The organism is Roseateles chitinivorans (assembly GCF_050632145.1).
In the GTDB taxonomy this organism is placed as follows: Bacteria; Pseudomonadota; Gammaproteobacteria; order Burkholderiales; family Burkholderiaceae_C; genus Roseateles; species Roseateles chitinivorans_B.
Map to the genome: position 1 here is coordinate 1,631,796 of NZ_CP192577.1, position 11,546 is coordinate 1,643,341.

Consider the following 11,546-nt stretch of genomic DNA (forward strand, 5'->3'; position numbering starts at 1 on the left):
GAGCAGGCTGTCAACGGAGTGCCGAAGGCCTGCGTTAGCTGGCACAAAGCGGTCATTGCTAGCGGTCTTCCCCCGCTCGATGTCGCTGAAAGCCAAGAAGGTCCCCGACCATGATGAAGTCCCATATCCGTACCGAATCCCAGCCGCGCCGCCTCCCGATGCCGGAACTGGCGCAGCACGACAAGGGCCGCAAGCACGAGGCCTTCGAAGTCCCCAGCCTGGGCTGCGACCGCCGCAGCGTCGCGCGCGCCCTGCGCTTCGACCGCAAGCGCTGATCCCCGGCGCGGGGCTGCCCCGAGTCCGGGCGGCGGCCTCGCCCCTCGCGTCCGTCAGTCCTCGTCGTCCGGGGACTGCAACGGCGCCAGCAACCGATCGATCTCGTCGGCGCTGAACTTCTCCAGACGCTCCCCTCCGTCATGGCCCAGCAGGCCGTCCGCCAGCGCCCGCTTGCGGGCCTGCAGTTCGAGCATGCGCTCCTCGATCGAGCCCTCGATCGCCAGCTGATGGACGAACACCGGCCGTGTCTGGCCGATCCGGTGCGCCCGGGCGTGTGCCTGCGCGTCGACCGCCGGGTTCCACCAGGGGTCCACCTGGATGACGGTGTCCGCCGCCGTCAAGGTCAGCCCCACCCCGCCCGCCTTCAGGCTGACCAGCATCAGCGGCGCCTCGCCCGCCTGGAAGCGCCGCACCACGTCGCCCCGCTTGCCTTGCGGTGTGTCGCCGGTCAGCTTCATCAGCGGGATCCGCAGCGCCACCATCGCGGCCTCGATCAGATCCAGCATGCCGGTGAATTGCGAGAACACCAGGATCGTCCGGCCCTGGGCGATCATCTCGGGCACCTTCTCCTGGATCCATTCCAGCTTGGCGGCCTCCATGCCGTGCGGCAGCGCGATGCCCGGCACCAGCCGCGGATCGCAGCACACCTGACGCAGCTTCAGCATCGCGTCCAGCACCGACATCAGCCCGGATCCGAAGATTTCCGAGTCCTTCAACAGCCGCCGCACCAGATGGTCGGCGCCGATGCGGACGCTTTCGTACAGCTGGCGCTGACGCCCCTGCAAGGGGATGCGCTGGACGAGGACGGTCATCGGCGGCAGGTCCTTCGCGACCTCTTCCTTCAGGCGCCGCAGGATGAACGGCCGCACGCGGGAGGCCAGTTCCCGGGCGCGGCGGGCGTCGCCGGTCTGCTCGATCGGCTTGCGCCAATGGCGGGCGAAGGACCGTGACTCGCCGAGGTAGCCCGGCATCAGGAAGTCGAACTGCGTCCAGAGCTCGCCCAGGTGGTTCTCGAGCGGAGTGCCGGTGAGCACGACGCGCTGATCCGCCTGAAGCCGGCGCAGCGCCCGCGCCGCCCGCGAGCGGGGGTTCTTCACCGCCTGGGCTTCGTCCAGCACCAGCACCGAGAACTTCGGCTTCGAGAGCGCCCGCACCTCGCGCCACGCCAGGCCGTAGCTGCACAGCAGCAGGTCGATGTCGCCGAGGCGCTTCATCACCTGCGCGCGCTCCGCGGGATCGGACAAGGTCGCCACCCGCAGATCGGGCGCGACCCGCGCGGCCTCCTGCGTCCAGTTGAAGATCAGGGAGGTCGGCGCGACGACCAGCGCCGGCGCCGTCAGCCGCCCGGCCTGCTTCTCGACCAGCAGGTGCGCCAGCGCCTGCGCGGTCTTGCCCAGGCCCATGTCGTCGGCCAGGATGCCGCCGAGCTCCTGGCGCGCCAGATATTGGAGCCACGCCAGGCCTTGCAGCTGGTAAGGACGCAGCGTGATGCCCAGGCCTTCCGGCGCGGTCGACGCCGGCGGCGGGCCGGCGTCGCGCAGGCGCTCCCACATCGTCCGCAGTTCGTCGGCGCCGAAGACCTGCCAGCGGCTGTCCGGCCGGTCGAGCGCGGCCAGCCGCGCCGCTTCCCACGAGGTGAGCTTCACCGGCCCGCGCCGTGAGCGCTGGGCGACCAGGACGTCGAGCAGGTTGAGCATCAACCGCTTCAACGGCGCCGCCGTCGAATGCAGCCGGCGTCCGCCGGGTGCCTTCAGGCTGATGATGGCGTCATCGTCGATGCCGGCGATCGCCTCGGCGTAGAGCCAGCGGCGGTCCTTGCGCAACAGGTCCCAGATCATCGGCGCGAGGTCGACGCGCTGTCCCTGCACCGTCACGCCCAGGCTCAGCATCCAGGAGCCCTTGCGGCGCGAGAGCGCGAGCGCCGGCAGGCGGTCGCCGGTGCCGGGGGCGATCGCGGTCCCGACGTCGACCGGCGCCTCGTCCTCCGGCTGGATCTCCAATGACCATGCGTCGATCGCGACGCTGTGGTGCGCGAAGCCGGGCAGGAAGTCGATCTCCCAGCCGAGCTTGCGCAGCCGGGGCACCTCGTCGGCGGCGAAGTCGGGGAACAGGTCCTCCTGCGCCAGCGTCCAGCAGGGGGTCAGGCCTCGCCCGAAGGAGGCGTCGCGCCATTGCAGCATGTCGACGTCCACCGGGTGCAGCGGCAGCGCCTGCCACTGCTCGAGCGCCGCCGGATCGGCCGGCCAGCGTTCCAGCCTCAGCAGCGACACGCGATCGCCGCGCGGGCCCAGCTTGCCGTGCGGCCGCAGGCCGAGCAGGCCGTCGCCGCGGTTGAGCGTCTGCAGGATCAGTTTCGGCGGGAGCGGGGACGGCGGCGCGGTCATCGGGGAGCCATTGTCGACGCGCGGGCGACCGGTCGCCCCGACCTGCCCACCTCCGCCGGCTCAGCCCTCCCTGCCGTTCTCCCTCGGCGCCTTGCCGTCCTTGGGCGTGCGCGGCTTGGGCAGGCCCGTCTTCGCGAAGTCCGCCGGCACGCGCATCAGCGTGGCCTCGGGTTCGGCGCGGCGGATGTTGCGCAACTGGTAGTTCTGTTCGCCACTGCGCGGATCCCGGGTCTGGACGCTGACGGTGACTTTCAGGTCGGGGAGGTCCACACCTCGCGCGAGATGACGATCGGCTTCTCGTTGCCGACCTTGCCCGCGGGGATCGTGCGCGTCGTGCGTGCGCCGGTGACCTTCAGTCCGTCGATCTCCTTGGGGGCAGGTTGTCCGGCGGCGTGTCCTGACCGCTCATGATCAGCGGTTCGACCCGCATGGCCACGGCCGGCGGCAGGGGCGACATCGGCGCCAGCGGCCCCAGGGCGCCCGGCGGTGTCTCGATGCGGATGACGCGGACCTCCTGGTTGCCGTCGCCCGGGGCGATCACGACCGGCGTCGCGATGCGCGTGTCGACATGGACCGCGGGTGCCGCCGGCGCTGCCGGAGGCTTCGGCGCCTCGACGCGCTGCGCCGTCTCGCCGCGGCCGAAGTTCTCGCGCGCCCAGTCGCGCATCTTCCGACCGTATTCGCGCATCTTGTCGTTGTAGTCCCGCATCTTGTCCTGGTACTCGCGCATGCGTTCGCCGTACTCGCGCTGGGCCTCGGCGTCCACGCGCCCGCCGCCGAGATAACGCGCGGTCTTGCGCTCGGGATCGAGCAGCCAGTTCTCGCCGCTGACCGCATCGCGGAGATAGACCACCTTGCGCCCCTGGCGTTCGACTTCCTGACGGGTGCGGCCTTCGCCGTCGCGGCACAACTGGCTGGTCTGCTGATGGACGATGCGATTGCCGTCGGCCAGCGGCTGGACGCTTTCGTGCACCGCCTGGGCGCAGTACGGTGCGCCCTTGACGACACGTTCGCTGCTGAGGATGTGCATCGCGACGCCGGACTCGGCGATCAGCTCGGAGACGTCGGGCACGGGCGGTACCGGCGGCACCGGCGGGACGACCGCTGGCATCACGGGTGGCGCGGGCGGCGCCGGCTGCGCGCCCGGGTCCGGCGATGCGTGCGCGGCGGGCTGGGCCTGGACCGCGAGGGCGGTGAGCGCCAGGGCGAGGGTGGTGAGGGAGGTCTTCATGGCGGTCTCCAGGGAGGGAAGCAGGTCGTCGTTCAAGGGAGCGGGGGAGAGCGGCGGTGCCGGATCGGTCAGGGCATGACGCGCATCGCGAGTACATCGCCCGAGGCGTGCACCAGCAACTCGGCGCGCACCGGCGCGGCGGCATCCGCCGGGTCGTAGGGCAGACCCAGCAGCGCAAGGCGTTCACGCGGGACCTCCGCGGGGACGAGCCAGGCCGTGCCGCTGCCGGCCTTTTCGAACGCGGCCCAGCGGTCAGCGGACACGAGCACGATGAAGCCGCTGCCGGGATTTCCCATCACGGTCGCGCCCGACTCGCCCGGCGGCGCAGAGCCCAGCAGCCAGACACAGGCGACCAGCACCGAGGCGCACAAGGCCGGTCCGGCGAGCGCCCATCTCCAGCGGCCGGCCTTGGCCGTCTTCTGCCGGGCGGCGAACTGCCGGTGCATGGCGCCGAGGACCGCGTCGTCGCGATCGACCGGCGGTGTGCGCTGGCGCAGGTCCTGGGCGACCGCCCACAGCCAGTCGGCCAGGCGCGCGGTGCGGGGCGGGGAGGTGTCGGTGGTCTTCATCATGCGGACTTCGAGGAGCGTTCGATGGCGGCCGCGACGTCGGACGACAGGGGCCGAGACTCGTCCTGGAGCGCGGCCAGCAGGCGCGCACGGCCCCGGTGGAGCCGCGTGCGCAGCGTGTTGAGTTCGATGCCGGCGATGCGGGCGGCCTCGGCATAGGCCCGCTCCTGGAGATCGACCAGCACGACGGCTTCGCGGAAAGTCCAGGGCAGGGTCTGCAGGGCGGCCCAGACGCGTGCCTGGTCCTGCGCGCGGACCAGTTGCTGTTCGGGTGCGTCGGCAGGGTCGTGGGGGCGGTCGTCGGCGTCCTCGTCATGGGCGACCGGCAGGTCCCGCCAGCGTGCCAGCAGGTGATGCCGCGCCATCCCGGCGAGGTAGGCGCCGAGCGGTCCTCTGCCCGCGTCCCAGCCCTCGGGCCGGCCGGCGAACTGGACGAAGGCCTCCTGCATCGCGTCCGCCGCCCAGTCGGACTGGCCGCACAGCGCCAGCGCGTAGCGGTAGACGCCGGGTGACTCGCTGCGGTACAGCGGTTCCAGCGCACTCGCATCGCCCTGGCGCAGGCGGCGCACCAGCGCTTCGCTGACGGCGACGTGGGTCGGCGGGGGCTCGCGCCGCTCACCGTCGGCAGGCGCGGCGGCGGGATCGGGGCGGGCGCGGCCAGCCAGGCGGGTCCAGAAGCTCATCGGGCGTTCGGCGTGCGATGGGTCGTTGGGGTGGCCGGCGACGGTGGTCGCCGGGACTTCGACAGCGCGAGTCGTTCCTCGCCGCATGAACGTATTGCGGCAGAAGTCCGGAAAGTTCCCGGCTCGCACACAAGAATGTCGCCGGGGGCGTACGCGATGCAGAAGGCGGTCGGGCATGCCCCATGTTTCAGGGGAATGACACTTCCACGCCACACCGGGCGCCTGTCGCCCGAAAGTCGAGAACAGTGCAGCGTGCGATGTTCGCAAATCGTTTTCGACGGGGCCATTTCACGCAAGTGAGCGCCGGCCAACCGTTCCATCTTGGTGCATCCGCCAAGTGAAAACCCCAAGTGCGTGCATGGGGGACGAGTCCTAGCATCCACCCCACTCGACGCGACACCCGTCCCAGGCCGGCGACAAGCCGGCACAAATGGGGGTTGCCTACGGGGGCTGAGGAGACAAACAGATCAAACCAACACCAACGAATAACAGTGACACTGTCACAATTCGCGGGCACCTGAATCAGGTGCCCGTTTTGTTTTCGTGGCCTGGTTTTGCGCGCATCCCGCGATCGTTCTCGGCCCGTGTCCGCGGCCCCGGGGCCGCCTTTGCGAGTCGTTGCTGATGATCGAGTTGTTGACCGCGGCCGTGGCGTCGCTGCTGGCCGGATTTGTCGATGCCGTCGTGGGCGGCGGCGGGCTGATCCTGGTGCCCGCACTGTTCAGCGTGTATCCGAACGCCGCGCCGGCCACCCTCTTCGGCACCAACAAGGGTGCCGCCATCTGGGGGACGGCCTGGGCCACCCACCAATATGCCAAGCGTGTGACGCTGCCGTGGCTGGCGCTGATGCCGGCGGCCGCCGCCGCGCTGGTCGGCAGCTTCGCGGGTGCCTGGGCCGTCACGCAGGTGGACCCGAGCGGCCTGCGCAAGGCCCTGCCGGCGATCCTGCTGGGCGTGCTGCTGTACACGCTGGCGAAGAAGGATCTCGGCCGCCACCATGCCCCGCGCCACGAGGCCGCGACGCAGACGCTGATCGCCAGCGTCATCGGCCTGACGATCGGTTTCTACGACGGCTTCTTCGGGCCGGGCACGGGCAGCTTCTTCGTGTTCCTGTTCGTGCGCCTGCTGGGTTTCGACTTCCTGCATGCGTCCGCGACCGCCAAGCTGATGAACACCGCGACCAACTTCGCGGCGCTGGTGCTGTTCGCCTGCAAGGGCCACGTCTGGTGGCACGTCGCGGCGGTGATGGCCGTGGCCAACGTCGTCGGCAGCCTGGTCGGCACGCGCATGGCGCTGGCCAAGGGCGCGGGCTTCGTGCGCGGCATGTTCGTCGTCGTCGTCTCGCTGCTCATCCTCAAGACCGGCTACGACGCCTTCCTGCGCTGACTTCCGGGCGCCGCGTGCCGCCCCGCGGGCACGCCAGACGCCCTCCGAACAACACCTCCATCGCTTTCCGCCAAAGGCGGGATGCCGGTGGCCCATTGCCCGGGCTACCATCCGTCCAAACAACCGCTGACCACCATGCCTGTCGATCCTCAACTCCGTGCGCTGGATATCGAGATCCCCACCCAGCCGGACGTGCTGGTCAAGCTGTCCCTGCTGATGGCGGACGAGGACATCGACCTCCAGGCCGTCTCGGGTCTGGTGGAAACGGACATGGCCCTGGCCGCCGCCGTGCTGAAGGCGGTGAATTCGTCGCTGTACGGCCTGCGCGGCCGGGTGCAGACGGTGCACCAGGCGCTGACCTACCTGGGCATGCGCGAGGTCGCCGCGATCACCTTCGAGATGGGCCTGCGCGCGGCCTTCCCGCCGGCCGTCGAGCTCGAACCGGTCTGGACCCGCGCGGCCAAGCGCGGCCTGCTGATGGGACGGATGGGCCAGATGCTCGGCGTCGATCCCTGGGCGGCGCATTCGGCGGGCCTGTTCGAGGAATGCGGCAAGGCGGTGCTCTACCGCCATGCGCCGGGGCACTATCCCGCGATGCTGCGCGCCACCGCGAGCGACAAGGAACTGGTCCAGCTGGAGCACACCGCGTTCGGCGTCAGCCACGACGCGCTGGGCGCGGCGCTGTGCGAGAGCTGGGGCCTGGCGCCCGCCGCCGTCGCCAGCGTGCGGTACCACGTGCAGTTGCAGCACGAGCTGGTGATGCCCGAGGCGATGCAGCGGCGCGGCGTCGGCGCGATCTCGCTGGTCGCCTGGACGCTGATGAACAAGCCGGAAACGCTGGACGAGACGGTGATGGAGATCGCTCCCCAGGCGCAGCTCGACGAAACGTTGATGCTGCGCGCCGCGCGCCGTGTCGAGGAGCAGCTGCAGCAGGCCGAGACCCGCGGCCGCTGACGCCTGATGCCAGGCGCTCGGGTCGGGTGCGTTCCCGGCCCCGCCCCTGCGTCACGACGCGAGGCAGATCCGGTCACGCCCCATGTGCTTGGCCAGGTAGAGCGCTTCGTCCGCCGCCTGCAGCAGCGCCTGCGGGCTCAGATAGGGATGGCCCGGCTGTGAGGCGGCGAGGCCGGCGCTGATCGTCACGATCCCGTCGTCCGGCATGCCGTCCGGCAATGCGCCGTGCGGCACCGCCAGCGCACGCCAGCCTTCGCGCAAGGTGTCCAGCAGGCCCTGTGCGGAGTCGATGTCGAAGCCGGGCAGCAGCACCGCGAACTCCTCGCCGCCGAGGCGGGCGACCAGGTCGGTGTCGCGCTGGAAGTGCTCGGCGAGCAGCCGCGCCAGCCGTCGCAGCACCTCATCCCCCGCGCCGCGTCCGTGGTGCTCGTTGAACGGCTTGAGGTGATCGACGTCGAGGATGGCCAGCGCCAGCCGACCCTGGTCGCGTTGGGCCCGCTTGAACTCGCGCCGCAAAGCGGCGTCGAACTCCCGCCGATTGGCGATGCCCGTCAGCGCGTCGTGACGTTCCATCGAGGCCAGCTCGCGCCGCTTCACTTCCAGGGAACGCTCTGCCTGCTGCAGCGCGCGGTGCTGGCGGGCGATCTCTTCACGCAGTTCGCGTCCGCGCGACTGCTCGCGATGCAGCTCGTCGCCCAGCGAGGTCCGCACATGGTCCAGCGCCTGCTCCAGCTGCAGCAGTTCGCGAGGCCGCGGTTCACCAGGCTCGAGCCAGGTCAGGCTCTGCGGGGGCAGCGTGGGATCGAAGCGGCTGGCCTGGGCCGACAGATGGCTCAGCTGCCGCAGCAGCCAGCGGTCCAGCATGAGCGCGGCCAGCAGGCCCAGCGCCGTGGCGAGGGTCAGGTGGATCAGCGCGGATCTCAGCAGCGGATCGCGGCGCAGCGTGTCACCGATCGTCGAGGCCGACGCCTGCAGGCGCAGTTCGCCGCTGCCGGCCAACGAGAACTCGGCGCTCTGGCCCGGTTCGCCGTCGTCATCGGAGAGGGCGCGGAACTGTTCGCCATCGCGCGTGCGCAGCTCGACACGGCGGAGGTTGTGGCGGGTCAGGATGTGATGCAGCAGCCCATGCAGCGCTTCGGGCCGTTCCAGCCGCTGCTGGAGGCTGTAGGCCAACGGTCCGGCATAGAGCAGCGGAATGGCGCTGAGGTCCGCGTCGGCCTCCGCGGCGCGGCGTTGCGTGGTCTCGCGCAACTGCCAGCCGCTGGACAGCGCGACGAGCAGCAGCCCGAGCACGAACAGCGCCAGCAGCGGGCGGGCGCCGAGCGAGATGCGGATGGCCTTGTGGGTCATGCGTGGATGCCAAGCCTGCGACGGAAGTCGCGCTATACACCGTCAAGTCCTCGTCGGCGCATTGTGCCGAGCCGCGCTCATCGGTTTCCCCGGGGAAACTCCAGGGAGGGACGGGTCTCAGCAGGGCCCCCACCAATCAAGGGGCGACGATGAAACGAACTGCGGTGGCCGCGTGGCTCCTGTCCGTGGCCGGCGTGGTGTGCGCTGATCCGGGTTACTACCTCGTGCGTCCATACAGCGAGGCTGGCCAGGCCACGCTCGACCTGCGCTACTGGCATGTGGATCCGCCGGACGAGGCGCCGACACTGTGGCCTGAGATCGGCCTGCGCTACGGCGTGAACTCGCGGTGGAGCACCGAACTGCTGCTGAGCTGGATCGGGCCGACGCTGCATGAGCAGACCTTGAGCTCGATCAACTGGGTCAACCAGATCCTGCTCACGCAGGGCGACACGCCCTACGACCTGGGTCTGCACCTGCAGGTCATCCGCAATCGCGGACAGGGCAATGCCGTGGAAGTGGGCCCCCTCTTCCAGACGGAATGGGGGATGACGCAGTTCAACCTCAACGTCTTCTTCAGCCATGACGCGGGGGCGCGCCGCCAGAACCTGACGAAGCTCCAATGGCAGGCGCTGCACCGCTGGCAGCCGGGCTGGCGCCTCGGCGTCCAGGGCTTCGCCGAGCCGCGCTCGTGGCGCGCGGGACCGGTCGCGAAGTTCGACCTCGGCGGACGGGCCGAGTTGACGGCGGCCTACCTCTGGGGGAACACCTACCGCAGCCGTGGGGACATGCTGAGCGCCTCGCTCCAGGTCGGTTTCTGAAACCTAGAATCCGCCCGCGCCGCTCACCTTCCTTCCGAAGGTGTGCGGAGCAGCGTTCTCAGGGCGGGGTGGAAGTCCCCACCGGCGGTATCCGGGGCGCGGTCGACAGACCGACGACCCCGGGAGCCCGCGAGCGCCCGGCACCGCCCTTGCGGCGCCGGGGTCAGCAGACCTGGTGAGAGGCCAGGGCCGACGGTCACAGTCCGGATGAAAGAGATCGCGTCCATCGTCGGCCTCGCGGGCCGGCGCAAGCGTTCGCGCCTGCGCCGCCGGGCGGCCGCGGTGTGCGTGCGCGCCCTGATTCATCGTTCCAACCGAAGGGTTCACATGAATCAGACCAAGCTCCACTCTCCCTCCTCCGCCGTTCCCCGCGTGGCCATCGTGTCCGCGAGCTGGCATGCCGACCTGGTCGGTCGATGTCGCGAGGCCGCCATCCGCGGGCTCGAGGCCGGCGGGCCCGTCCGCGTCGAGACCTTCGACGTGCCCGGCGCGTTCGAGATCCCGCTCCATGCGATGAAGCTCGCCCGCAGCGGGCAGTTCGATGCGGTGCTCGCGTGCGCGCTCGTCGTCGACGGCGGCATCTACCGCCACGACTTCGTCGCGCAGGCCGTCATCGACGGACTGATGCGGGTGCAGCTCGATACCGGCGTGCCGGTGTTCTCCGCCGTGCTCACGCCGCTGGCTTTCCACGAGCACGCGACGCATCACGGGTTCTTCCATGAGCACCTCATGATCAAGGGCACCGAGCTCGCCGGCGCCTGCCGGGCGACGCTCGAGGCGTTGCGCAGGTTGGATGCCTTGAGCGCCTGAGCGCCTGAGTGCGCGAGCGTGTTGCCGGCGGTGCTTGCGTGCCGTCGCCAGGCGCGACCCTGCACAGGATGGGAGGCCTCGCGTCCGCGAACCTCCCACCCTGTTCCGGGCCCGGTGACAATCGTGGTGCGCGCTATGAGCGCGGCGCTGCGACGGTCAGTTGGCGTGAGGTCACGAACCTGCGCGGCTGGCCGGTCACCGGATCGGTGAAGGCGATCTCTCGCGCAAGCAATTGCAGCGGTCGCGTGAAGTCCACCGTGTCCTCGACCGGGTGCAGCACCGGGTAGATGCGGTCGCCCTCGATGGGCAGACCCAACGCGCACAGCTGTGCACGCAGCTGATGCTTCACGCCGCTGTGCGGCCGCAGTTCGTAGCGGGCGCGATCGATGTCGAGGCGCCCGATCAGCGCGATGCGCGTGCGCGCATTCGGCACCGCACCCGCCTCGTCGATCGTACGCATCTGCATGAAATCGACGGGGTGTTCCTCGAGTCGACTTTCGTAGTCGAAGGGCAAGCGCGCGCCGATGTCGTCGCGCCACGGCGCGATGGCCTCGTACACCTTCTCGACATCACGCTCGCGGAACAGGCGCTGGTACGCATCGCGTGTGGCCGGCTGCACGGAGAACAGGGTCAGTCCCGCGGTTTCGCGATCGAGCCGGTGCACGGGACTCAGGTCCGCCAGACCGGTTTCGCGACGCAGGCGCGTCAGCAGCGTCTGCTGCACGTAGCGGCCCTTGGGCGTCACCGGGAGGAAGTGCGGCTTGTCGGCCACGAGCAGGTGCCCGTCGAGGTGCAGGATGCGCGCCTCGAAGGGCACCTGGGGTTCGTCCTCGAGCCAGCGCCAGTAGTAGACACGGCGTTGCGCGCGATACGGCGCATCGGGCGCGAGCGTCGCGCCGGCGTCGTCGAGCACGTCGCCGCGCGCCATCCTTTCGGCCCAGTCGTCGCGGGCGACCAGCGGCAGGCGTTCGGCCAGGAAGTCCAGCACCCTCGTCCAGGGTCCCGGCGGGCAGGCCAATGCGCTGGCGGCAACACCGTCGCGCAGCGGCAGGGCGAGCTTCAGTGGGCGGGCCATGTCGACAGGA

General features: G+C 70.4%; 12 protein-coding genes and 1 riboswitch. Of the genes, 5 read left to right on the forward strand and 7 right to left on the reverse strand.

Going from position 1 to position 11,546, the window contains the following annotated elements; genetic code table 11:
• The first annotated feature begins 110 nt into the window (after positions 1-110).
• Positions 111-275: a hypothetical protein gene (locus tag ACQ86G_RS07575; RefSeq protein WP_431260009.1), complete on the forward strand. Its 165-nt coding sequence runs from the start codon at positions 111-113 to the stop codon at positions 273-275.
• Between the two features lie 54 nt (positions 276-329).
• Here ACQ86G_RS07575 and ACQ86G_RS07580 read toward each other — a convergent pair whose 3' ends face one another.
• The 5 genes from ACQ86G_RS07580 to ACQ86G_RS07600 all read right to left on the reverse strand — a co-directional run bounded on the left by ACQ86G_RS07580 (position 330) and on the right by ACQ86G_RS07600 (position 5,143).
• Entirely contained in the window at positions 330-2,660 is a 2,331-nt protein-coding gene (locus ACQ86G_RS07580; protein WP_431260010.1) for a DEAD/DEAH box helicase, read from the reverse strand.
• A gap of 60 nt (positions 2,661-2,720) precedes the next feature.
• Entirely contained in the window at positions 2,721-2,930 is a 210-nt protein-coding gene (locus ACQ86G_RS07585; protein WP_431260011.1) for a hypothetical protein, read from the reverse strand.
• An 82-nt stretch (positions 2,931-3,012) separates the two neighbouring features.
• Complete coding sequence (locus ACQ86G_RS07590) at positions 3,013-3,891, reverse strand: hypothetical protein (protein WP_431260012.1); 879 nt, start codon at positions 3,889-3,891, stop codon at positions 3,013-3,015.
• 68 nt (positions 3,892-3,959) lie between these two features.
• Positions 3,960-4,463 carry a hypothetical protein gene (locus ACQ86G_RS07595; RefSeq protein WP_431260013.1) on the reverse strand — a complete coding sequence of 168 codons (504 nt, stop codon included), beginning with the start codon at positions 4,461-4,463 and terminating at the stop codon, positions 3,960-3,962.
• Positions 4,460-5,143 (reverse strand): RNA polymerase sigma factor, encoded by a 684-nt coding sequence (locus tag ACQ86G_RS07600; RefSeq protein ID WP_431260014.1) that lies wholly within the window; start codon positions 5,141-5,143, stop codon positions 4,460-4,462. The genes ACQ86G_RS07595 and ACQ86G_RS07600 overlap by 4 nt, the downstream gene beginning before the upstream one ends.
• Before the next feature lie 624 nt (positions 5,144-5,767).
• Here ACQ86G_RS07600 and ACQ86G_RS07605 point away from each other — a divergent pair.
• Together ACQ86G_RS07605 and ACQ86G_RS07610 are read left to right on the forward strand one after the other, a co-directional pair.
• Positions 5,768-6,529 carry a TSUP family transporter gene (locus ACQ86G_RS07605; RefSeq protein ID WP_431260015.1) on the forward strand — a complete coding sequence of 254 codons (762 nt, stop codon included), beginning with the start codon at positions 5,768-5,770 and terminating at the stop codon, positions 6,527-6,529.
• Positions 6,530-6,664: 135 nt separating this feature from the next.
• On the forward strand, positions 6,665-7,483 hold the full coding sequence (locus tag ACQ86G_RS07610) for an HDOD domain-containing protein (RefSeq protein ID WP_431260016.1): 819 nt from the start codon (positions 6,665-6,667) through the stop codon (positions 7,481-7,483).
• A gap of 51 nt (positions 7,484-7,534) precedes the next feature.
• Here the strand turns inward: ACQ86G_RS07610 and ACQ86G_RS07615 are convergent, their stop codons facing one another.
• Positions 7,535-8,833 (reverse strand): diguanylate cyclase domain-containing protein, encoded by a 1,299-nt coding sequence (locus ACQ86G_RS07615; RefSeq protein ID WP_431260017.1) that lies wholly within the window; start codon positions 8,831-8,833, stop codon positions 7,535-7,537.
• A 149-nt stretch (positions 8,834-8,982) separates the two neighbouring features.
• Here ACQ86G_RS07615 and ACQ86G_RS07620 point away from each other — a divergent pair, with 149 nt between their 5' ends.
• Together ACQ86G_RS07620 and ACQ86G_RS07625 are read left to right on the forward strand one after the other, a co-directional pair.
• Positions 8,983-9,651 (forward strand): hypothetical protein, encoded by a 669-nt coding sequence (locus tag ACQ86G_RS07620; RefSeq protein WP_431260018.1) that lies wholly within the window; start codon positions 8,983-8,985, stop codon positions 9,649-9,651.
• Positions 9,652-9,701: 50 nt separating this feature from the next.
• A riboswitch (FMN riboswitch) is annotated at positions 9,702-9,874 on the forward strand.
• Positions 9,875-9,978: 104 nt separating this feature from the next.
• A complete protein-coding gene (locus ACQ86G_RS07625) occupies positions 9,979-10,461 on the forward strand; it encodes a 6,7-dimethyl-8-ribityllumazine synthase (RefSeq protein ID WP_431260019.1) in 483 nt (160 codons plus the stop codon).
• A gap of 133 nt (positions 10,462-10,594) precedes the next feature.
• Here the strand turns inward: ACQ86G_RS07625 and ACQ86G_RS07630 are convergent, their stop codons facing one another.
• On the reverse strand, positions 10,595-11,536 hold the full coding sequence (locus tag ACQ86G_RS07630) for a pseudouridine synthase (RefSeq protein ID WP_431260020.1): 942 nt from the start codon (positions 11,534-11,536) through the stop codon (positions 10,595-10,597).
• Between the last annotated feature and the right edge of the window lie 10 nt (positions 11,537-11,546).